20 protein-coding genes are annotated in these 21,052 nt (G+C 61.2%); 9 read left to right on the forward strand and 11 right to left on the reverse strand.

The genetic code is table 11. The annotated features are described in order from the left end of the window. Nucleotides 1–36: 36 nt before the first annotated feature. A complete protein-coding gene (locus tag G5253_RS15685; RefSeq protein WP_005306071.1) occupies nucleotides 37–159 on the reverse strand; it encodes a hypothetical protein in 123 nt (40 codons plus the stop codon). A gap of 464 nt (nucleotides 160–623) precedes the next feature. Here G5253_RS15685 and G5253_RS15690 point away from each other — a divergent pair, with 464 nt between their 5' ends. From G5253_RS15690 to G5253_RS15725, 8 genes are all read left to right on the forward strand, one after another. Further along, a complete protein-coding gene (locus G5253_RS15690) occupies nucleotides 624–1,526 on the forward strand; it encodes a cation diffusion facilitator family transporter (RefSeq protein ID WP_266134882.1) in 903 nt (300 codons plus the stop codon). Between the two features lie 146 nt (nucleotides 1,527–1,672). Next, nucleotides 1,673–1,957 carry a DUF3811 domain-containing protein gene (gene yjbD, locus G5253_RS15695; RefSeq protein ID WP_005340165.1) on the forward strand — a complete coding sequence of 95 codons (285 nt, stop codon included), beginning with the start codon at nucleotides 1,673–1,675 and terminating at the stop codon, nucleotides 1,955–1,957. Between the two features lie 596 nt (nucleotides 1,958–2,553). Then, on the forward strand, nucleotides 2,554–2,766 hold the full coding sequence (cspE, locus tag G5253_RS15700; RefSeq protein WP_005316548.1) for a transcription antiterminator/RNA stability regulator CspE: 213 nt from the start codon (nucleotides 2,554–2,556) through the stop codon (nucleotides 2,764–2,766). A 304-nt stretch (nucleotides 2,767–3,070) separates the two neighbouring features. Beyond that, nucleotides 3,071–4,429 (forward strand): NCS2 family permease, encoded by a 1,359-nt coding sequence (locus G5253_RS15705; protein WP_005356503.1) that lies wholly within the window; start codon nucleotides 3,071–3,073, stop codon nucleotides 4,427–4,429. Between the two features lie 238 nt (nucleotides 4,430–4,667). Then, nucleotides 4,668–5,738: a dihydroxyacetone kinase subunit DhaK gene (gene dhaK, locus G5253_RS15710; protein WP_064341830.1), complete on the forward strand. Its 1,071-nt coding sequence runs from the start codon at nucleotides 4,668–4,670 to the stop codon at nucleotides 5,736–5,738. 9 nt (nucleotides 5,739–5,747) lie between these two features. Then, nucleotides 5,748–6,377 (forward strand): dihydroxyacetone kinase subunit DhaL, encoded by a 630-nt coding sequence (dhaL, locus tag G5253_RS15715; RefSeq protein ID WP_021231630.1) that lies wholly within the window; start codon nucleotides 5,748–5,750, stop codon nucleotides 6,375–6,377. Nucleotide 6,378: 1 nt separating this feature from the next. Next, nucleotides 6,379–7,095, forward strand: coding sequence for a dihydroxyacetone kinase phosphoryl donor subunit DhaM (gene dhaM, locus G5253_RS15720; protein WP_216952176.1), 717 nt, complete (start codon nucleotides 6,379–6,381; stop codon nucleotides 7,093–7,095). Between the two features lie 131 nt (nucleotides 7,096–7,226). Continuing rightward, entirely contained in the window at nucleotides 7,227–8,309 is a 1,083-nt protein-coding gene (locus tag G5253_RS15725) for a glycerol dehydrogenase (protein WP_216952177.1), read from the forward strand. An 89-nt stretch (nucleotides 8,310–8,398) separates the two neighbouring features. Here G5253_RS15725 and dhaR read toward each other — a convergent pair whose 3' ends face one another. The 5 genes from dhaR to G5253_RS15750 form a co-directional block, all read right to left on the reverse strand. Further along, on the reverse strand, nucleotides 8,399–10,300 hold the full coding sequence (gene dhaR / locus G5253_RS15730; protein ID WP_216952178.1) for a dihydroxyacetone kinase operon transcriptional regulator DhaR: 1,902 nt from the start codon (nucleotides 10,298–10,300) through the stop codon (nucleotides 8,399–8,401). Nucleotides 10,301–10,410: 110 nt separating this feature from the next. Then, on the reverse strand, nucleotides 10,411–11,271 hold the full coding sequence (locus G5253_RS15735) for a patatin-like phospholipase family protein (protein WP_216952179.1): 861 nt from the start codon (nucleotides 11,269–11,271) through the stop codon (nucleotides 10,411–10,413). 277 nt (nucleotides 11,272–11,548) lie between these two features. After that, nucleotides 11,549–12,448: a hypothetical protein gene (locus G5253_RS15740; RefSeq protein ID WP_227341848.1), complete on the reverse strand. Its 900-nt coding sequence runs from the start codon at nucleotides 12,446–12,448 to the stop codon at nucleotides 11,549–11,551. 74 nt (nucleotides 12,449–12,522) lie between these two features. Then, nucleotides 12,523–13,212 (reverse strand): LrgB family protein, encoded by a 690-nt coding sequence (locus G5253_RS15745; RefSeq protein ID WP_005341581.1) that lies wholly within the window; start codon nucleotides 13,210–13,212, stop codon nucleotides 12,523–12,525. Beyond that, nucleotides 13,205–13,606 carry a CidA/LrgA family protein gene (locus tag G5253_RS15750; RefSeq protein ID WP_041202734.1) on the reverse strand — a complete coding sequence of 134 codons (402 nt, stop codon included), beginning with the start codon at nucleotides 13,604–13,606 and terminating at the stop codon, nucleotides 13,205–13,207. Before G5253_RS15750 ends, G5253_RS15745 begins: the two co-directional genes overlap by 8 nt. Nucleotides 13,607–13,740: 134 nt before the next feature. Here G5253_RS15750 and G5253_RS15755 point away from each other — a divergent pair, with 134 nt between their 5' ends. Beyond that, on the forward strand, nucleotides 13,741–14,625 hold the full coding sequence (locus G5253_RS15755) for a LysR family transcriptional regulator (RefSeq protein ID WP_103252113.1): 885 nt from the start codon (nucleotides 13,741–13,743) through the stop codon (nucleotides 14,623–14,625). Here G5253_RS15755 and G5253_RS15760 read toward each other — a convergent pair. The 5 genes from G5253_RS15760 to ppc form a co-directional block, all read right to left on the reverse strand. After that, entirely contained in the window at nucleotides 14,619–15,503 is an 885-nt protein-coding gene (locus tag G5253_RS15760) for a transporter substrate-binding domain-containing protein (RefSeq protein WP_216952182.1), read from the reverse strand. The two genes, G5253_RS15755 and G5253_RS15760, sit on opposite strands and share 7 nt — an antisense overlap. Before the next feature lie 111 nt (nucleotides 15,504–15,614). Beyond that, nucleotides 15,615–16,406 (reverse strand): substrate-binding periplasmic protein, encoded by a 792-nt coding sequence (locus G5253_RS15765; protein ID WP_216952183.1) that lies wholly within the window; start codon nucleotides 16,404–16,406, stop codon nucleotides 15,615–15,617. 67 nt (nucleotides 16,407–16,473) lie between these two features. Beyond that, nucleotides 16,474–17,367, reverse strand: a complete 894-nt coding sequence (locus G5253_RS15770) for a hypothetical protein (RefSeq protein ID WP_216952184.1) — start codon at nucleotides 17,365–17,367, stop codon at nucleotides 16,474–16,476. A 136-nt stretch (nucleotides 17,368–17,503) separates the two neighbouring features. Then, nucleotides 17,504–17,968, reverse strand: a complete 465-nt coding sequence (gene ybaK / locus G5253_RS15775) for a Cys-tRNA(Pro) deacylase (RefSeq protein ID WP_005336092.1) — start codon at nucleotides 17,966–17,968, stop codon at nucleotides 17,504–17,506. 351 nt (nucleotides 17,969–18,319) lie between these two features. Continuing rightward, a complete protein-coding gene (ppc, locus tag G5253_RS15780) occupies nucleotides 18,320–20,953 on the reverse strand; it encodes a phosphoenolpyruvate carboxylase (RefSeq protein WP_216952185.1) in 2,634 nt (877 codons plus the stop codon). Nucleotides 20,954–21,052: the final 99 nt, after the last annotated feature.

Here is a 21,052-nt window from a genome sequence, read left to right on the forward strand (position 1 = left end):
TTGTACTGGCTCCGAAGGAACAGCTGTAGGGGAGCGTTACTTCATTGCGCTGCCGTTTTTCAGTTCTGCTTTCTGACGTTTGGCTTCGCGTTTCTCTTTCAGTGACATCTGCGGTTTTTTCTTGGCATCTTTGCCGTTGTGATGTTCTTTGTTACTCATCATCAAACTCCAAAAATGTTACCCAGACAGTTGGTTCCTCATGGGAGCCAGCATGCCATCCGAATCATCAACTTCAGTACGCTTGGTGGGATAGTGCAAGACCATCACCAGACCCAGCATACCCTCCAGCGGCATCCGGATCCAGCCTCATTCTCGTCCAAAAGATGTCGCGTGCAGCCCCTTGAGAGGGGAGGCCAAACGACCTCAACAGGAAAGACCAAAAAAGAGTAATTCGCATTATTAAATGTTGTCACGCTTATATTAAGTCATCGTTGGCTAGATATTTTCACGGAGAAATATAAATCCCTCTCATTATTTATTTCCGCGCAAGAGGTCACCATTTTAATAAGCATTCGCAATATCATCGGAAACATCAGGTTACAACACCGAATAGGTTATTTCCGGTCAGCCGGATATAATACGCGCCGCACCGAAATATCCGTTTTTATTCAGGAAGCTGTGACATGAACAGAAAAACCAGAGCCGCCATGGTGTCGGTCTGCTCCAATATCAGTCTGATCATCATGAAAATGGTGGCCGGGTTCGCCAGCGGCTCGGTCAGTATCATCTCGGAGGCGATCCACTCCGCCATGGATCTGGTGGCGGCCCTGATCGCCCTGTTCGCGGTGAAAAAGTCCGATCTCCCGCCTGATGAGCGCCACCCCTATGGTCACGACAAGATTGAAAATGTCTCCGGCGTCATCGAAGCACTGCTTATCTTGCTGGCCGCGGGCTGGATCATATTCGAAGCCGTCGACAAGCTGATCACCCCCAGCCCCATCGAGAGCATTGGCTGGGGCGTACTGGTGATGGTGATCTCGGCGCTGGTCAACAGCGGCGTCTCTGCCTACCTCTACAAGGTGGCCCGAGAGGAGGAGTCGGTCGCGCTGGCTGCCGATGCGCTTCATCTCAAGGCGGACGTGCTCACCTCCACCGGGGTCGCCGTCGGTCTTGGCGGGATCTGGCTGGCCGGTCTGTTCGGCCATTCACTCGCCATCCTCGACCCGATGGCCGCCATTGCGGTCGCCATCTTTATTGTCAGAGAGGCGATCAGCATGCTCAACGAGGCCTTCCAGCCGCTGATCGACCAGAGCATGAGCCCGGAAGAGCTGGCAATGACCAGCCGCATCATCACCGAATGCTGCCCTGCCGCCAGCGGTTTCCACGATCTGCGCAGCCGTCGTGCCGGACGCCGCCGCCATATCGACTTCCATCTCACCCTGCCCCCGGAGATGAGCATCGGCGAAGCCCACGATATCTGTGATCGCATCGAACACGCCATCATGGCGCAGTTGCCCCACGCCATCGTGCTGATCCACGTCGAGCCGGAGGAGCAAGAGCTGCCCTCACCGCTCGCCATAAATTGAAATGTGGCAAACAGGCGGGAAAGTGGCAGCGAAATAACAGAAAGTTGGCACAAACCCGCATTTTTACTGCCGGAAAGCCGATTGCATAAGAAGTGATCGGCACAACTGTGTTAGGGTGTCTAACCACCCTGCCGCAGGAGCGCGCCGTGAAAAAGCTGGAAATGAAAGATCTGACCGAGGCCGAAAAAGCCGAGATAGCCTTGTTATTGCAAAAGGCACAAGCCAATGCAGACCACCAGCTGACCAACGGAGAGCGGAACAAGATCCGCGAAGAGGGTCGCCTGAAAATTGTGGCCGACCGCGCCGAAGCGGCCAAGGCAGCCTCCAAGCTGGCTCGCGAGAAAGCCAAAGAGCGCGCCAAGAACCAGGTACTGCCGGAAACCTTCAGCTGGATTGATTCGGTCAGCAACAAGTTTCGCAGCAAGCGCTGATCCCCTCTTGCAAAACGCCCGCTGGCACTTGTGCCTGCGGGCGTTTGTATGTCTGGGCAATGCTCGATGGGCCAGATTTGGCGCCGCCATTGATTTGCAGCCCAGAAGCTAATCGCAGCAGCAAAGAAGTGATTTACATTGTGAGTTAGAGAGAACGCCAACTGACAATCCCCGGTCTATCGCCACCTTTTTCATTTTTTCTCATATTTTTTGCCAGAACTGGCTACATAGTCAGGACAAAAAAGCCGAATCTGACTTGCCACAGGGTGATATGAGTCTGCACTGATTTTTCTATGCCGTTGAAATGCATCATATTTACTATAAAAAATGATATTTTTGGCTGTTACAAAACATTAATATCGAGATAAAGTTTGCTTTAAAAATGAGAGCGTGTTTTAATCTTTCTCGATGGTTCGGCAGTTCAGACCTGATTATGTTAGGCAGTCATTTTAGTAAAGCAGTGATTAGCATAAGCGTTATCCTCGGATAATTCTTATCAAATAATTCTCCTTCTTTAGTGCTCCCCATACGTATTGCTGACGAAAAATCAAAAATTGCCATTTAGGTGGCATTCAACACTATTTAAGGAAATTATTATGTCTAACAAAATGACTGGTACCGTTAAGTTCTTCAACGCTGAGAAAGGTTTTGGTTTCATCTCCCCGGCTGACGGCAGCAAAGACGTGTTCGTACACTTCTCCGCTATCCAGTCCACCAGCTTCAAAACCCTGGACGAAGGTCAGCGCGTTGAGTTCACCATCGAGCAAGGCCAGAAAGGCCCGGCTGCTGCCAACGTAGTTGGTCTGTAATTCAAGCCGGAGCATGCTGCTGATGGCTCATGCCAACTGCTGACAGCTCTGCAAGAATTAAAAAAACCCGCTTAGGCGGGTTTTTTGTTTTTCCCCGCTTTTTCCTCACTGATCTCCACTCCCCCGACCACTTGATCCCTCCCTTACACACTCTCACCGCTTGAGCCTTAGAATGAGCTCCGAATGGACCCAAAATGTAAAATAGTGACGAAAAAGTCAGGTTATCCGCTGTATTTGCCGCGAATTCTTGCTATTTTGCGCGCCACCAACGCAAACGATTTCCTTCACACTTTCAGGATTAGTTATGGCAAAGCAAGATATGGCCGCCCAAACAGGGACAGGCGGCTTTCTGGACTCTTATTTTTCCATTTCTGCGCGCGGCAGCAGCGTGCGTCAGGAGCTGGTCGCGGGGCTGACCACCTTCCTGGCGATGGTCTACAGCATCATAGTGGTGCCGAACATGCTGGGTGCCGCCGGCTTTGAGCAGGGCCCGGTGTTTGTGGCCACCTGTTTGATCGCCGCCTTCGGCTCCCTGCTGATGGGGCTGTGGGCCAAGCTGCCAATGGCTATCGGTTGCGCCATCTCCCTCACCGCCTTTACCGCATTCAGTCTGGTACTGGGTCAGGGACTGAGTATTCCGGTCGCGCTGGGCGCGATCTTCCTGATGGGTGTGCTGTTCACCCTGATCAGCGTCACCGGCGTGCGCCAGTGGATCCTGGACAACCTCCCCTCCGGCATCGCCCACGGTACCGGCATCGGTATCGGTCTGTTCCTGCTGCTGATCGCCACCAACGGTGTTGGCATGGTGATCAAGAACGAAGGGGCCGGTCTGCCGGTACAGCTCGGTGAAGTGACCGCCTTCCCGGTCATCATGACGGTGCTGGGTCTGGCTGCCATCTTCGGTCTGGAGCGTCGCAAGGTGCCGGGCGGCATCCTGATGGTGATTATCGCCATCTCCATCCTCGGTCTTATCTTCGACCCGAAAGTGACCTGGCAGGGCTTCTTCGCCATGCCGAGCCTGACTGGTGAGAAAGGCTCGCTGGTTGGCAGCATGGATCTGCTGGGCGCCCTCAATCCGGTGGTCATTCCGACCGTACTGGCGCTGGTGATGACCGCCGTGTTTGACGCCACCGGTACCATCCGTGCCGTGGCCGGACAGGCGGGTCTCATCAACGAACGTGGCCACATCATCAGCGGCGGCAAGGCCCTGACTGCCGACTCCGTCAGCAGCATGGTGGCAGGCGCCGTTGGCGGTGCTCCGGCTGCCGTCTACATCGAATCCGCCGCAGGCACCGCGGCCGGTGGCAAGACCGGCCTGACCGCCGCGCTGGTCGGCGTGCTGTTCCTGCTGATGATCTTCCTCTCCCCGCTCAGCTATCTGGTACCGGCTTACGCCACCGCACCGGCGCTGATGTATGTCGGTCTGCTGATGCTGGGCAACGTCACCAAGCTGGACTTCAGCGACTCGGTTGATGCCCTCTCCGGCATGCTGTGCGCCGTCTTTATCGTGCTCACCTGCAACATCGTCACCGGCATCATGCTGGGCTTCGTGGCGCTGGTCGTTGGCCGCATCTTCGCTGCCGAGTGGAAGAAGCTCAATGTCGGCACCGTCATCATCGCCGTGGCGCTGGTGGTCTTCTACGCCGGTGGCTGGGCCATCTAACCCGTCCGCATATTCCGGTTGTAGCGAAGGGCCCTGCGGGGCCCTTTTTCATGGCTGTGAGTCAGCTAACAGTTTCCCGCCCGCCAGCCCTGCGCCGTTTCAGATTGAAACACCGAGCCCCCTTCTGCTGTTTCAAATCCGAACCAAATCACCCGTCATTTTTATCCCTTTTTCTGTCGTTAGACTGGCTCCATCAACCATTTGCCCACCCGTGCGGTGGCAAGCCAAGGAGTGAGCCATGAAGAAACTGATCAATGCCGTCGATGCTGTGGTCCGTGAACAACTGATGGGGATGGCAGCCGCCCACCCCGAGCTCAAGGTACGTATCGAACCCCACTACATCACCCGCGCCGACTCCCCCGTGATGGGTAAGGTGGCGCTGGTCTCCGGCGGTGGCAGCGGCCACGAGCCGATGCACGGCGGTCTGGTGGGCAAAGGGATGCTGGATGGCGCCTGCCCCGGCGAGATCTTTACCTCTCCGACCCCGGATCAGATGTACGAGTGCGGTCAGGCCGTTGATGGCGGCGCGGGCGTGCTGTTTCTGGTGAAGAACTACACCGGTGACGTGCTCAACTTCGAGACCGCGGTCGAGCTCCTGCACGGCGACGGCGTAAAAGTGGGCTTCGCCCTGATCGATGACGACGTGGCGGTCAAAGACAGCCTCTACACCGCCGGTCGCCGTGGGGTTGCCACGACCGTGCTGTGCGAGAAGCTGGTCGGTGCCGCAGCCGAGGCGGGCTATGACCTTGCCCGCTGCGAGGCGCTGGCCCGCCGCATCAACAACCAGAGCCGCACCATAGGCGTGGCCATGCATGCCTGCACCGTGCCGGCCGCTGGCAAGCCCTCCTTCACTCTGGCGGACAACGAGATGGAGTTCGGCGTCGGTATCCACGGCGAACCGGGCATCGAACGTCGCCCCTTCACCGACCTCAATACCCTGGTGGACGACATGTTCAGCGAGCTGGCGGACAACACTCCCTACGGCCGTACCCTGCGCCACTGGGATCGCACCAGCGGCAGCTGGCAGGAAGAGCACACCTTTATTGAACCACTCAACAAGGGCGATCGGGTTATCGCGCTGGTTAACAGCCTCGGCGGCACCCCCATCTCCGAGCTCTATGGCGTCTATGGTCGCCTTGCCACCCTGTGCGAGGAGGCGGGCATCCATCTGGTGCGCAACCTGATTGGCCCCTACTGCACCTCGCTCGACATGACCGGCATCTCCATCACATTGCTCAAGGTGGATGATGAACTGATGACCCTGTGGGATGCCCCCGTTCACACCCCCGCCCTGCGTCGCGGCTGCTAAGGAGAACCCATGTTAAGCAAGCATCACATCGTCAACTGGCTGCTCGACTGCGAGCATATCTTCACCGAGCAGCGTGACTACCTCACCGCGCTGGATACCGACATCGGCGACGGCGACCACGGCCTCAACATGCAGCGCGGCTTCGCCAAGGTGGCCGAGAAGCTGCCAGCAGTGGCGGACAAGGATATCGGGCAGGTACTGAAAACCACCGGCATGACCCTGCTCTCCTCGGTCGGCGGTGCCAGCGGCCCGCTCTACGGCACCTTCTTCATCCGGGCGGCGGCCAGCAGTGACGCCTGCCAGAGCCTGAGCCTCAGTCAGCTGTGCAAAATGCTGAGCGACGGGGTCGAGGGGATCGTCTCCCGCGGCCGTGCCGAGCCGGGCGACAAGACCATGTGCGACGCCTGGTGGCCGGCACTGGCCGCCCTGCAACAGGCGCAGCAGCAAGAGCTGCCGCTCAACGAAGCACTGGATAAAGCGGTGGCAGCCGCCGCGGCCGGTACCGAGGCGACCATCCAGATGCAGGCCCGCAAGGGGCGCGCCAGCTATCTTGGCGAGCGCAGCATCGGCCATCAGGATGCTGGGGCCACCTCGACCCTGCTGCTGCTGACCGCCCTGCGTGACAGAGCGAGGTTGTGACATGATCGGAATCGTAGTTGTCTCTCACAGCGCCATGCTGGCGGCCGGTTTGAAAGCGCTGGCCGACCAGCTCGGCAGCCCGGCCCGATTGCTGCTGGCGGCCGGGGTCGATGACCCCGACCACCCCATCGGTACCGATGCCATCGCGGTGATGAGTGCGATTGAAGAAGCGGACGACGGCAGCGGCGTGCTGGTGCTGATGGACTTGGGCAGCGCCCTGCTCAGCGCCGAGACCGCCCTCGAACTGCTGCCCCCGGAGCTGAGCGCGAGGGTGCGACTCTGCCCCGCCCCGCTGGTCGAGGGTACCCTGGCCGCCATGGTGGCGGCCGGTTCCGGCCTGACGCTGGATGAGGTGGCCGCCGAGGCGATCGGCGCGCTGGGCCCGAAACAGGCGATGCTGCCTGCCAGCGCGGCGCAGGCCGCCACCGAGACAGCCCCCGTTGTCGACGACGGCTGGCTGCGCTGCGAGGTGGTGGTGGATAACCCCCACGGCCTGCATGTGCGCCCCGCCGCCCGACTGGTGGCCGCCCTCAAGCCCTTTGCCGCCGAACTCAAGCTGCAAAAGGGGGATAAAGAGGCCAATCCCCGCAGCCTGACCCGGCTCGCCATGCTCAACGTGCGTCAGGGCGATGCGCTCACCCTGCTGGCGCGCGGCGAGGATGCCACCGCAGCATTGACCTGCTTCCAGCAGCTGGCCGACGAGCGTTTCGGCGACTGACGCCGCACGCCACTGTTTCAAGGGCTGCACTCGCTCGCTGAGCCTGTGCAGCTTCATTCAAGACGAAGGAGTCCCCGGCACAGCCGCCCCTTCGCCCCGATTCTTAATTCATAAAGAGAGAGGGATAAAATATGGACCGCATTATCATCAGCCCCAGCAAATACGTGCAAGGCAACGGGGCCCTCGCCAATATCGGCAACTACGTCAAGGCGCTCGGCAGCAAGCCGCTTATTCTGGCCGACGCCTTCGTCACCAAGCTGGTGGGCGATACCGTAGCCACCAGCTTCCACGGCGCCGGTATCAAGCCGGAGTTCGACTGCTTCAACGGCGAGTGCTCCCGCCCCGAGATCGACCGCCTGCTGGCCCGCTGCCAGCAGACCCCGTTTGACGTCATCATCGGCATCGGCGGCGGCAAAACGCTGGATACCGCCAAGTCGGTCGCCTTCTACCAGAAGGTGCCGGTGGTCATAGTACCCACCATCGCCTCCACCGATGCCCCCACCAGCGCGCTGGCGGTCATCTACACCCCGGAGGGGCAGTTCAGCGAATACCTGATGATCCCGACCAACCCCAACATGGTCATCATGGATACCGGCGTGGTCTCCCGCGCCCCGGTACGGCTGTTGGTCTCCGGCATGGGTGATGCGCTCTCCACCTACTTCGAGGCGCGGGCCAACAAGGTGTCAGGTTGCCAGACCATGGCCGGTGGCGCCTCCACCCTGGCGGCGCAGGCCATTGCCGAGCTCTGCTACAAGACTCTGCTGGCCGATGGTTACAAGGCCAAGCTGGCGGTAGAGCAGGGGCTATGCACCAAGGCGGTGGAGAATATCATCGAGGCCAACACCTACCTGAGCGGAATCGGCTTCGAGAGCAGCGGACTGGCCGCCGCTCACGCCATCCACAACGGTCTGACCCAGCTGGCCGAGTGTCACCACCTCTATCACGGTGAAAAAGTGGCGTTCGGTACGTTGGTGCAGCTGGTGCTGGAGAACGCGCCGATGGCGGAGATCGAAACCGTTCTGGGTTTCTGCCGCTCGGTGGGCCTGCCGACCAACCTGCATATGATGGGGGTCAAGGAGCTGGATATGACGCGCCTGATGGAGGTAGCCAAAGCCTCCACTGCCGAGGGCGAGACCATCCACAATATGCCGTTCAAGGTCACCGCCGAGGATGTGCTGGCGGCCATCGTCACCGCCCACCAGCTGGGGCTGTAACCACACCACGACTGACCTAGCCATTTAACACGGCCCCGCATCTGCGGGGCCGTTTCGTTTTCTACGGGCCAGTTGGCGACGGCTCACCGTCAACCGTGATAGTCAGCGGGATCGATCTCGAGCAGCTTGAGCCGTCGCCACAGGGTGGTGCGGCTGATACCAAGATGCTGGGCCATCTGGCTCACCTGCCCCTTGCAGGCGTGAGCGCAGCGCAAGATGGCTTGCCGCTCCAGCTCCGCCAGCGTGAGCAGCGGTTGTCCCACCACCTCGTCCGCCACCCGCTGATAACCGTGCCGAATGGCGGCAGGCAGCGCCTCGGGCGGGATCAGCCCCTGACCGGCGTGGAGCAGCGCATGCTCCACCGCACTGCGCAGCTCCCCCAGATTGCCGGGCCAGGGATAGGCCAGCAGACAATCGAGGGCCGCCGGACTGAACTGGCGTACCGGCTCGCGCCCCTGCGCCGCCAACTGCTGGCTGATAAGGCCCGGCAGATCGGCCGCGCGCTCCCGCAGCCCCGGCAGCCACAGCTCGCACGCCTGCAAGGCATAGAGCAGCTGGCGGCCAAACAGCCCCTCCTGCACCAGCTGCTCCAGCGGGGCGCTGCTGGTGGCGATGATCCGCACCTTGAGCGGCAGAATGCGGGCCGAATCGAAGCGCTGGATGCGGCCGGTCTTGAGCAGTTGCAGCAGCGCCGCCTGCATGGGGGCAGAGAGGCACTCCACCTGCTCCAGCACCAGGGTGCCGCCGTGGGCCAGCTCGAACTTGCCCGCCCGCTCCTGCCCCGCCTCGTCGGAGCCCATCAGCTCCAGCGCCATCCGCTCGCTCGGCAGCGCCTTGCAGTTGAGGGTAATAAGCGGCCCGGCGGCCCGCTCGCTGCCAAAGTGGATCGCCTCCGCCAGCTGGGCCTTGCCCACCTCCTCCTCGCCGCGCAGCAGGATCGGCCCCTGACTCTGGGCCGCCTGCCGGGCGTAGCGCAGCAACTTGCGCATGGCGCTCGACTCCGCCACCAGCGCCGACAGCTCGGGCACCGTCTGGCGCAGCTGATGAATGGCCCGCAGCCGATCGACCGGGTGCAGCAGGGCGATAAAGCTGACCCCCTCCGGCCCTGGCAGCGGCTTGAGGCTCACCAGCGCATTGATAAACTCCCCCTCCTGCGCGCCGAGCCGCTCCAGCGTTACCTCCACATGGCTGAGTGGCGTCTGCCCCTTGATGGCCAACTGCAACCGCTGGGGCAACAGCAGGTGCTGCTCCAGCGGTTGGCCGAGACAGAGCGCCGGATCGAGCCGCAGCCGGTGGGCCGCCAGCGCATTGAGGTAGCGCAAGCGCCCCTGAGGGTCCCAGGCCAGCACACCGTCATCCATGCCATCGAGCAGGGCATAAAGTTCGCTCAGGTGGTGCTGGGACTCCTGCATCAGGGTCTCCATCTGCAGCAGATGGGCCAGCTCGCGCCCGGCGCTGACGGTGAGCGCCAGATCGCCGGCGCTCGCCTCCTCCACCTTGCAGATCAACGCGATGATGGCGACCTGACGGCCATTGCTGTTGTAGACCGGGCTGGCACAGCTGTGCCACGGGTGGAGGGTCTGATTGAAGTGTTGAGCACCGCTGACGCAGAGCGGCACGCCCTCCAGCGCGGCCAGATTGATGGCATTGGTGCCGATACGCCCCTCGCTGAAAAAGGCGCCGGGGCCAAACCCCAGCGCCGCCAGCTCGCGCAGGGTGGCGGGGTGGCCGGTCCGGGCCAGCAGGCAGCCGCTCTCGTCGGTGAGCAGCAGGGCGCAGGGGCGCCCCTCCATAAATTCGTAGAGATCTTCGAGGGCCATCTCGCCGGTGGTGAGCAGATCCCGTTTGCGCTGGCGCAGGCTCTGCAAGGTCTGCCCCTTGGCGCTGTGGGGTGGATGCCAGAGGGTGGCACTGGTCTGGTGGGCGCAGCGCAGCCAGGAGGCCTGCAGATAGTCAGGCCAAGCGAGCAGCGGCTGAAGGTCAGATGGCATGGTCACAACAATATCCGGCAAGATGTGAGCCGACCATTTAACCACGCCAGCGCCCCCGATTCAGTGACCTGCCTCAGAGGGTGGCAACGTTTAAAGACACCAGGTTGCCGCTAAGCGGCACGTACAGTCCTGACTGCCCGCAGCACGCTCTGGCGCCCCTGCCAGTAACCCTGCAGATAGCCGGACTCCAGCTTGATCGGATCCTGGGTAAAACGGGAGACCATGAAATCGGTCGGTGGCGCGATCACCTCGATGTCGCAATCGGCAGGGGGATTGGCGATGAAATCGAGCGCCCGGTTGTAGGCGCGATCCCGCTCCAGCATAGCTTGCGCCAGTGCAGGCTGGGTTTTCAGCAAGGCTTTGACCATCCAGCAGAAACGGGCCGGCTTCTTGCGATAGCCCCGGGGTTCCGACAGCACCACTGTCATCCGCCGTGCACCGCGCCGATAGGCCTCGATCACCGGAATGGAGTCGCTGATGCCGCCATCGGCCATGGGGCGACCATCGACACAGGGGGTATCATGCTGCACCACCGGCAGGGCGCAGGTGGCGGTCAGCACCTCATCCATGTTGTCGGGCCGCACCGGCAGATAGATGGCCTTGCCGCTCGCCACATCGGTCGCCACCGCATAGAAGGGAATGTCGCGGGCGCAGAAAGTCTCGAGATCGAGCGGGAAGCGATGGCGACTGGCTTGCCACAGCCAGCCGATGTCCACCAGATCGCCCCCTTTGACAAAGCGCAGGGGATCGAGAAACCGGGAGCTGCAAGCCAGCTCGGTGATGATGTGGTGGCTGCGGCGCGGCTGCTCGCTCAGATAAGAGACCAGATTGGTGGCACCGGCCGAGACGCCCATGACGAAATCGAACGGGTAGTGGTGACTTTCGACAAACGCATCGAGCACGCCGCTGGCAAAGATGCCGCGCATCGCGCCCCCTTCGACAATCAGGGCGCAAGAGTGGGGATTAAACATAACAAGGCTCCGTCAGCTGTAATACCTGCCGGGATCGATCCCGGCCCAGTGATGGACGCCTTCATGCAGAACATCAAGACGCCGCAGCAGGACGATTCAGGCTCACTCGCGCAAGCCAGAAGCGGACAGGAGCAAACCTGAACCGTGAAGCGACCCCCAGTATATGCAGCGCAACAACCATCAAAAAATGAATTTAAATAATAAAAAACATGCCTTTTTGGCATGGTTTAGCACATCAGCAGAGACGGCCCTTTATCCGCTAACAACACCATCAGGTTCAAGGCAGCCCGGGCCCGAACGTCCCGTCAACGGGGTTGTAGTGGTAGGCCCTATAATCAAAGTCCACCTTATCAAGGCGCGGATTGGCCAACTCGAACAACAGGCGTCTGGGGAGCTGCGCCTGCTCGAGGGAAGGTTTGAAGTGGCACAGCCAGAGCTGTTGCAGCGAGCCATCCCGCCACGCCAGCTTGAGGCCGACCGAGAGGCGGCGGATGGCGGCCTGATTATCCTTGTGGGTGTAGAAGAGATGGAGGAAGGGATAGTGCAGCGCCACTCGCCGATCCACGGTGAGGCCGGGCAGATCACTGTGCTGCTCCTGCTCGATAAAGAGCTCGTTGGCACCGCGGCAGAAGAGATCGATGCGGCCACGGGCCACCAGCTTGAACAGCCGCTCGTAACCGTCGACCTCCTGCACCTTGAATCCCCCATGACGCAGGATCTCCGCATCCTGCCAGCCACGCCCCTGCCCGTGCAGAAATTGCTGCAGCTCGGTCAGGGTATTGACCCTTGCCACTGCGTCGGCCTGCTGCGGACTGACAAAGCAGATGCGATAACCGAGGATGCCCAGCTCCACCGGAAAGCGGACGTAATCCAGCGCTCCGCTCTCTGCGGCCGGACGCAGACTGTCGGCCACAAACAGATTGGGGTATTGCTGAGTCTGCACAATCTGTCTCATCCGGATACGGTTCATAGGCGGTGCGGTCCGCAGCTCGTAGTCACCGAAGCTGTCGCGGGTCTTCTCCAGCGCCAGCTGCAACAGATCGCGAAAATAGAGGGTACGCAAGTCCCGATCGCTCTCGGGGCTGATATGAGTGATGACGTCGCTCGCCCTTAGGGGAGTGGCAAGGAGGGAAAGACTGCACAGCAGCAAGCAGGAAGCGAGGCGATGAAAGGTCATACTGCTCATCCCGGAAATACAGGCTCACTAGAGTGTAGCGCCGGGGCGAGCAGCCTTCTAAAGGGAAGCCAGGCCTACCAGAACATCCGGCCCAGCAGGGGCGCCAGCAGCACGGTCACCATACCGGCGATCATCATCACCATGCTGGAGACCACTCCCTCCTCATTACCCATCTGATAAGCCCTGGCAGTGCCGGCGCCGTGAGCCGAGGCGCCAAACCCCGCCCCCTTGCCGAGGCGACTGCGAATGGCCAGCACGGTGAGCACGCTCTCCCCCACCGCCATACCAATCACCCCGGTCAGCACCACAAACAGCGCGGTGAGATCGCTCTGACCGCCGATGGCGCGGGTCGCCTCCACCGCAAACGGCGTAGTGATGGAGCGCATCGCCAGACTGCGCTGCAACATGTCGGAGAGATCCAGCCAGCGGGCCAGCAGCACGGTACTCCCCACCGCCATGATGACCGATGCGACCACCCCTACCGACAGCGACAGCCAGTGGCGGCGAATGAGCTGGCGGTTCTCGTAGACCGGCACGGCGAAGGCAACGGTGGCGGGGCCCAGCAGCCAGAGCAGCCAGTGGGATTCCGCCATGTAATCCTGATAGGGGATGTGGAACAGCAGCACCACGGCCACCAGCAGGGTCGGCGCCAGCAGCAGCGGCATCAGCGGCAGGATCCGCTTTTTGCCGTAGAGCCATTTGCTGGCGTAGTAGAAGAGCAGGGTGAGGGCGAAACAGATCAGCCCGAGCAGGGTATCAGACATGACGGCGACTCCGGCGGGCCAGTTTCAGTTCGAGGCGGTAAACCCGATCCACCACCAGCGCCGTGGTGCCGAGTACCAGGGTGGTGCTCACCAGCAGCACCACCATGATGCGCCACCCCTCTTGCAGCAGCAGCTCCTGATAGTTGACCACCGCTACCACGGCGGGGACGAAGAAGAGCAGCATCTCGGCCAGCAGCCAGCGCGCACCGGCACTGAACCACTCGGCCTTGACCACTCCGAGCAGGATGCAGGCCAGCAGCAACAACATGCCGGTGAGGTTGGCGGGCAGCGGCAGATGGAGGGTACGCACCGCGGTATCGGCCAGCAGCCAGATGGCTGCCAGCAACACAATCTGGAAGGGAGTCTGTAACCAGCGCAAGCAGAGGGCTTTCATGATCATCGTCTTTCTGTGAACCGGCTCACAGTATAGAGTTGAGCAAAACCTGCCAGAAATGAATTAAAATTATCAAATTCATGCCGCATAGGCATACTTCATCCCGTACCCGCCAACACGAGTCGAGAGAGTCCATGGATATTCGCGCCCTGCGCTATTTTGTCGAACTGGTGCGGGAAAAAAGCTTCACCCGCGCCTCTGAAAAGCTGTTCGTCACCCAGCCCACCATCAGCAAGATGATCCGCAATATCGAAGAGGAGCTGGGCCAACCCCTGCTCAACCGGGAAGGGCGCCGCTTCACCCTGACCGACAGCGGCCAGGTGCTGTTCAACCGGGCCCAGACCATCTTGGCGGAGATGCAGCAGCTGGAGGCCGAACTGGCGGATCTGCAGAGCCTGCAACATGGTCGCCTCACCCTCGGCATTCCCCCCATGGTGGGTCACGTCTATGCAGATCTGATCCGCGCCTACCGCACCCGCTATCCCAAGGTGGAGCTGACCCTGGTGGAGTACGGCGGCCGCCGCATCGAACAGGCGGTGCTGGAGGGAGAGCTGGATCTCGCCATCACCATGCTGCCGACCAAAGAGGGGGGCGCCCTCAGCGCGCTGGAGCTGGATCAATACCCGATCCGGGTGGTGCTGCCGGATCAACCCCGCTGGCATGGCGAAGCGCCGCTGCGGCTGGAGTCTCTGCAGGAGGAGCCCTTCCTGCTCTATACCCAGGCGTTTACCCTGAGCGAGCGGCTGGAGCAGGCGTGTCAGGAAGCGGGCTTTGTGCCTCAGGTGGCGGCGCGCAGCAGCCAGTGGGATTTTCTCACCGCCATGGTACGCAGCGGCATGGGGGTCGCCTTCTTGCCGGAGCCGGTCTGCCACCGGCTGACCCCGGATGGTCTGGTGCTGCGGCCGCTGGAGCCCGAATTGAGCTGGCGACTCGGGGTGATCTGGCCGAGCGAGCGCTATCTCTCCCGCACCGCCGAGGCCTGGTTGGCCCTCTGCCGCCAGCGGCAGGCACCTCAGTAATCGCCGAAGCGATCGGTCTGCGGATTGTAGAAGTAGGGGCGGAAATCGAAGCTGATCCCGTCGAGGAAGGGGTTATCCAGTCGCAGCAGTCGGCGCTGGGAGAGCTTGGCAAAAGCGATGGCCGGGCCAAAGCTCTTGCGCCACAGCGCCTGTAGCGAGCCATCCTGCCACGCCAGCTGCAACCCCCGCTCGACCCGCTGCAGCGCCTCGCGATTGTTGGGATTGGTGTAGAAAACCCGGGGCAGCGGGTAGTAGATCAACAATGCATCATCCACCAGCAGGTCCGTCATCTCCTTGTGGGTCAGCTGCTCGCTGCGCAGCTCGCTCACCCCGCGGCAGAAGAGATCGAAGCGGCCCCGCGCCACCATTTTGAACAGCTTTTCGTACCCCTCCACTTCCACCACCTCCATCCCGGCGTAACGCAGGATATCCACATCCAGCCACCCCTTGCCCTGACCGAAGGTGAACTGGCGCAGCCCCTTGAGGTCGGTCACTTTGCTCACCGCCCCCTTTTGCTGCGGGCTGACAAAACAGATGCGGTAGCTGACGATCCCCAGATGGATGGGAAAACGGACATAGGCGAGCCCCAGATCCTCGCGGGTGCTGCTGTAGCTGTCCATTACAAAGAGGTTGGGATAGTTGTCGAGCTGCATGCTGACCCGCTCGCGCGCCTTGGTCATGGGCGGCGCAGGCTCCAACAGATAGTCGCCAAACTGGTCGCGGGTCTTGTCGAGGGCGAGCCGCAGCAGCTCCCGATCATAAGTGGTGCGCGGGTCCCGCTCGCTCTCCGGGCTGATATAGGTAAACCGGGTGGCCGCCTGTCCGGTCAGCGACAACATGCAGAGCAGAGCGGCAGCCAGCAGATGCAGGGGTGACATAAACCGCGCCTTGGCTGAAGGGGTTCTTTCAGTGTAGCCCCTAGCTTGGCCGCTCGGCCCTGCCGCCACCCCACGCTCTCCTCCACTTTTCGGCCAGTCGCATCCATCAGCCTACTCCCCCACCGGAGGTGTGCTTCTGAGCGATGTGGCATAACGCTGATAGGCAGCAGAGTCGCGCACCTGCTCGATGGCATCCCACGCCTGCCGGCTTTGTCGGGGATGAGATTGATAGAAGCGGTGAGAGAAGACCAGATAGTAGGGCTTCTCCACCAGTACCGGCGACAGCCGCTCGATACGGGCCTGCAACGCGGGATGGGCCGCCAGAATGCTGTCGGCCACCTCGGTCTGGATGGCGGTCGCCTGCGCCCGATCCATCACCAGCTTTTTCAACATGATCAGCGGGTCACGGCTGGAGTCATCCACCTCGGCTCCCGCAGCCTGCAACCAGTCGACGATGGAGAATCCCGACTGGGCCGCCACCATGCCCTTGATCCTGAGGGTGGTGCCATCCCACAGGCTCTTGCCCCCCTTTAGCTGGTAGAGGCTGTAGCTCTCGGTCAGCAGCCGCTTGGCGGGGTCGGGTTTGCCCTCACGCATGGGATAGACCCCCACCCTGGTCGCCCGCTCGACGCTGTAACTCATCTTGATGGCCGCATCCATCTGGCCACTGCTCACCCGAGAGAGGCAGCGCTTCCACGGCAGCGGCGTCAGCACGATCTCGGCATTGAGGGCGGTAGCAACCGCCTTTAGGTGATACTGGACAATCCCCTCCCCCGATTGCAGCAGCCAGGGGTAGGAGTCACTGTTTTCGAGGCAGGTACGCAGCGTAAAGACCGGGGCTGCACCGCCGGTGGCAGGCAGCAGCAACGCGATGAAGAGCAAGGAGAGGGCAGATGCGTGCATGGGCCATCTCCTTTGCGGCAATGATCTCTCCCTTACTCTATCAGAGCTGCGCACCTGATAACCCGGCTCAGGGTTGTGAACCGAAATCATCCGTCAGCGGGTTGTAAAGGTAGGGGCGATAGTCAAAACCGTCCTTGGGTAACTGCGGATTGCCGAGCCGGACAATCTGGCGAGCCCCCAGATTGGCAAACACCAGCGAGGGTTGGAAGTGATGGCGCCAGAGCCGTTTGAGCGAACCATCCTGCCAGGCCAGTTGCAGACCGCGCTCAAGGCGCTCGCGCTCCTGAACGTAGCGGGCATTGCTGTAGAACACGTGGATCAGCGGATAGAAAAGGGCCAGATGGCGATCGACCGTCAAACCGGCCACCTTGCCCTGATGAGATTGCCACTCCGACAGGATCTCGTTGGCCCCACGACAGAAGAGATCGATGCGCCCTCGTGCCACCATACGAAACAGCGACTCGTAGTTATCCACCTCATGCACAGTCAGCCCGCCGTTGCGCAGGATCACCGCATCCTGCCAGCCGGTGCCCACCCCTTGAGTGAAGTGGCGCAACTGATCCAGGGTGTTCACCCGCGCCAGCTCGGCAGCACGATCCGAGCCGACGAAACAGACCCGATAGCCGAGGATCCCCATATCGATCGGGAACGGGATCGATGCCACCTGATCCGCCACTGCCTCCCCCTGATAAGGCCAGCTGTCGACAATAAAGAGGGCGTTTTTGCCCTGCTCCTGCACCTCGATCCGCATCCGCGCCTTGTTCATCGGCAGGGAGTCCAGCAACTCGTAGTCGCCATATTCGGGGCGAGTTTTCTCTAGCGCCAGCTGCATCACCTCACGGTAATAACGCATCCGCATATCCTGACTGTTTTCAGGGCTGAGCAGGGTAAAACGGGTGGCAGCCAGCAAGGCAGAGGGGAGGGATAAACAGAGGCAAAGCAACAGAAGTCGGTACATCATGGCTGAACTCATACAACGGGGTTCACCCATTATAGACTGGCACGCACCCCGTTGAGCACAGGGCACGCGCCCGCTCACAGGTGGGGCTATCCGGGCCACCACAGGCCCGGAGAACAGGTTCACAACGTGCCCGGCACTACTCTTCGCCGATGGGAGCGGCGATCCACTTCATCAGCGTCAGCATATCCTGCGGCGCCACACCGACCGAGAGGCCGCGCTTGCCGCCGCTCACCAGGATCTCGTCAAACTGCAGCGCCGACTCGTCGAGCACGGTGGGCAGCAGCTTCTTCTGGGCCAGCGGGCTGATGCCACCCACCTTGTAACCGGTCAGCTTCTCCGCTTCCGCCGGTTTCATCATCTCCACCTTCTTGAGACCAGTCGCCTTGGCCAGCTGCTTCAGACTGCACATGCCGGATGAGGGAACGATGGCCACCACCGCCTGCTTGTCGTGATGGGCAACCAGAGTCTTGAACACCTGCGCCTCCGGCAACCCGAGCTGGGTCGCGGCATGCTTGCCGAAATCATCGTGGGCTTCGCACTCATAGGGGTAGAGCTTGTGGGGGATTTTGAGCTTCTTCAGCAGGTTGATGGCAGGAGTCATGATGGTTGCCTTGAATCGAATCGCATAAAAACAAGGCCAAACAGTCTGCGCCTGCGTGGCGAGTGATGCAAGCCGGAGGGGAAATCTGTACCCATCACCGGTAATGAGTAGAGAGCAATGAACAAGATGAATTGTGCCGCTTGCCGAATTAAACACAGGACGAGTCAGGGCTAAAATCATTTCCGAGCCGTACAATGCGCTGCGCTTGCTGCACCCTACAAAATACAGTCCAAAACATGGGTGGGGTTCCCATCGAGCCGAATTCTGCTGGGCAACAAAAAACAAAGGGCACCTTGTCGGCGCCCTTTGGCTGGATGGATATCGCTGAAGCCTGCTGGCTTGGGCTGGCGATCAACCGGTGTTGCGCATACCTGCCGCAATGCCGGCGATGGTGACCATCAGCGCCTTGTCCAGCTCGGGGTGCAGGGTCTCCGGGTGGTTGCGGGAGCGGTTGAGCAGCTCGGCTTGCAGCACGTTGAGCGGGTCTGTGTAGGGGTTGCGCAGCTTGATGGACTCCTTGATCCAGGGCTGATCCTCCAGCAGATCCCCGCACGGGCTCAGTTTCAGCACCACCTCGATGGATTCGGCGAGCTCCTGACGCAGCTGTTTGCCAAGGCCCCACAGCTCCTGCGGCACCAGACGGGTGTCGTAGTACTCGGCGAGCCAGACGTCCGCCTTGAGGAACACCATCTCCAGCATCTCGAGGCGAGTGCGGAAGAAGGGCCACTGGGCGCTCATCTCTTCCAGCACCGCCAGCTTGCCGCCGTCGATGGCCTGTTGCAGCGCCTTGTGGGCACCGAGCCAAGCCGGCAGCATCAGGCGGTTCTGGGTCCAGGCGAAGATCCACGGAATGGCGCGCAGGCTCTCGACGCCGCCGTTAGGCTTGCGCTTGGAGGGACGGGAGCCGAGCGGCAGCTTGCCGAGCTCCATCTCCGGGGTGGCGGCACGGAAGTAAGGGACGAAGTCCGGATGACCGCGCACAATGCTTCGGTAGTGATCGCAGGAGTCGGCGGCCAGCTGTTCCATCACCTCGCGCCAGCACTCTTTCGGCTTGGGCGGCGGCAGCAGGTTCCCTTCCAGCACGGCGCTGGTGTAGAGCTCCAGACTCTTGATCGCCACTTTCGGCAGACCGAACTTGAAGCGGATCATTTCCCCTTGTTCGGTGGTACGCAGACCGCCGCGCAGGGATCCCGGCGGCTGGGAGAGGATGGCCTGATGGGCAGGGGCACCACCGCGACCGACGGTACCGCCACGGCCATGGAACAGGGTGAGGCGGATATTGTTGGCTTCGGCCAGCCCCACCAGGGATTCCATGGCGGCGTACTGGGCCCAGCCTGCGGCCATCATGCCCGCATCCTTGGCGGAGTCGGAGTAACCGATCATCACGTACTGACGGCCCTGGATGTAGCCGCGATACCAGTCCACCGAGAGCAGACGCTCCATCACGGCGGTGCCTGCCATCAGGTCATCCTGGGTTTCAAACAGCGGGGCAACCGGCATACGGAACTTGCAGCCCGCCTCTTTGAGCAGCAGTTGCACCGACAGCACGTCGGACGGCGCTCCGGCCATGGAGATGATGTAGATGCCGAACGCATCGGGGTCGTGCTGGGCGATGACCTGACAGGTATCCAGCGTCTCGCGCACCTCGGCGCTCGGCTCCCAGTCGTGGGGAATGAGCGGGCGACGAGAGTTCAGTTCGTTGAGCAGGAAGGCCTGCTTGTCATCTTCACTCCACTCGGCGTAGTCACCCAGACCCAGATAGCGGGTCAGCTCGGAGAAAACCAGCCCGTGGCGCTCGCCATCCTGACGGATATCCAGCTTGACCAGATGGATGCCAAAGCAGGCGACCTTGCGCAGCACGTCCAGCAACATGCCATCGGCGATATTGCCCATGCCGCAAGCGTGCAGTGAGTGGTAGCAGAGCTCCAGCGGCTCGCGCAGCTGGGCGGTGGTCTTGACCAGATCCTGGCTCTCGCTAGCCTGGCCTTGCACCTTGGCGGTGAGGTGCTCCTTGGTTTCGCGCAGCGCTTCACGCAGCTCGCGCACCAGCGCGCGGTAGGGCTCGGGGTGATCGCCAACGCGAGCACGCACGGCGTCGGTACAGTCGGACATGGAGAGCTCGGAGGTGAGCTCCTTGATGTCTTTGTAGAACAGGCTCACCGCCATCCAGCGGCCCAGCTCCAGCACTTCGGCAGTCACCTTGGCGGTAACGAAGGGGTTGCCGTCGCGGTCACCGCCCATCCAGGAGGTGAACTTGACCGGCGCGGCATCCAGCGGCAGCCGCACACCCAGATGGTGTTGCAGACGCTCGTCCAGATTGCGCATGAATTCTGGGATGGCAGGCCACAGGCTGTTCTCCACCACGGCGAAGCCCCACTTGGCCTCGTCGACTGGAGTCGGGCGTTGTTCGCGGATCTCGTTGGTGTGCCACGCCTGATTGATCAGCTGTTCGATGCGATTGAGGATCTTGTCCCGCTCGCGGGGCAGCAGGTCAGAGAGCTCCAGCGCCTCGAGGCAGTCGTTGAGCTGTACGTGCTTGTGGATCAGGGTGCGGCGGGTCACCTCGGTGGGGTGAGCGGTCAGCACCAGATCGATATCCAGCTCGCGCACGGCCTGAATGATGGCCTCTTGCGACAGGTTGGAGGCTTTCAGTTTGTCGAACATCTGCTCCAGCGGGTCCGGGGTGCAGACCTGCTCTTCACAGCGACGGGAGATGGTGTGGAACTGTTCCGCCACGTTGGCCAGATTGAGGAACTGGCTGAAGGCGCGGGCCACCGGCAGCAGTTCATCATCGCTCAGGGTTCGCAGGGTATCGAGCAGACGTTCCCGGTCTGATTCATTGCCCTTGCGGGAGGACTTGGCCAATTGGCGAATGGTTTCGATCTTGTCGAGAAAGGCCTGACCCTGATGATCCTTGATGGATTTACCCAGCAGCTGACCCAGCATACCTACGTTGGCGCGTAGTGCGGCGTACTTTTCGTTCATTCCACATCCTTATCTTGTTGGTGCCTGACACCCATCCGGGGTGCTAGACGACCTCACTTATTGTTGTGCGATTACAACATATGCTCCGTCATCTTAGGG

Origin of the sequence: Aeromonas sp. 602658 (genome assembly GCF_049173005.1) — a bacterium.
Lineage (GTDB): Bacteria > Pseudomonadota > Gammaproteobacteria > Enterobacterales > Aeromonadaceae > Aeromonas > Aeromonas veronii_A.

Coding starts and splice junctions, on each gene's coding strand:
- dhaR (WP_216952178.1), bottom strand. CDS start 10,300: ATGCCATCTGACCTTCAGCCGCTGCTCGCTTGGCCTGACTATCTGCAG.
- G5253_RS15725 (WP_216952177.1), top strand. CDS start 7,227: ATGGACCGCATTATCATCAGCCCCAGCAAATACGTGCAAGGCAACGGG.
- G5253_RS15745 (WP_005341581.1), bottom strand. CDS start 13,212: ATGTCTGATACCCTGCTCGGGCTGATCTGTTTCGCCCTCACCCTGCTC.
- G5253_RS15705 (WP_005356503.1), top strand. CDS start 3,071: ATGGCAAAGCAAGATATGGCCGCCCAAACAGGGACAGGCGGCTTTCTG.
- G5253_RS15765 (WP_216952183.1), bottom strand. CDS start 16,406: ATGCACGCATCTGCCCTCTCCTTGCTCTTCATCGCGTTGCTGCTGCCT.
- G5253_RS15770 (WP_216952184.1), bottom strand. CDS start 17,367: ATGATGTACCGACTTCTGTTGCTTTGCCTCTGTTTATCCCTCCCCTCT.
- G5253_RS15740 (WP_227341848.1), bottom strand. CDS start 12,448: ATGACCTTTCATCGCCTCGCTTCCTGCTTGCTGCTGTGCAGTCTTTCC.
- dhaM (WP_216952176.1), top strand. CDS start 6,379: ATGATCGGAATCGTAGTTGTCTCTCACAGCGCCATGCTGGCGGCCGGT.
- dhaL (WP_021231630.1), top strand. CDS start 5,748: ATGTTAAGCAAGCATCACATCGTCAACTGGCTGCTCGACTGCGAGCAT.
- ybaK (WP_005336092.1), bottom strand. CDS start 17,968: ATGACTCCTGCCATCAACCTGCTGAAGAAGCTCAAAATCCCCCACAAG.
- G5253_RS15755 (WP_103252113.1), top strand. CDS start 13,741: ATGGATATTCGCGCCCTGCGCTATTTTGTCGAACTGGTGCGGGAAAAA.
- G5253_RS15735 (WP_216952179.1), bottom strand. CDS start 11,271: ATGTTTAATCCCCACTCTTGCGCCCTGATTGTCGAAGGGGGCGCGATG.
- G5253_RS15685 (WP_005306071.1), bottom strand. CDS start 159: ATGAGTAACAAAGAACATCACAACGGCAAAGATGCCAAGAAAAAACCG.
- G5253_RS15750 (WP_041202734.1), bottom strand. CDS start 13,606: ATGAAAGCCCTCTGCTTGCGCTGGTTACAGACTCCCTTCCAGATTGTG.
- cspE (WP_005316548.1), top strand. CDS start 2,554: ATGTCTAACAAAATGACTGGTACCGTTAAGTTCTTCAACGCTGAGAAA.
- dhaK (WP_064341830.1), top strand. CDS start 4,668: ATGAAGAAACTGATCAATGCCGTCGATGCTGTGGTCCGTGAACAACTG.
- ppc (WP_216952185.1), bottom strand. CDS start 20,953: ATGAACGAAAAGTACGCCGCACTACGCGCCAACGTAGGTATGCTGGGT.
- G5253_RS15690 (WP_266134882.1), top strand. CDS start 624: ATGAACAGAAAAACCAGAGCCGCCATGGTGTCGGTCTGCTCCAATATC.
- G5253_RS15760 (WP_216952182.1), bottom strand. CDS start 15,503: ATGTCACCCCTGCATCTGCTGGCTGCCGCTCTGCTCTGCATGTTGTCG.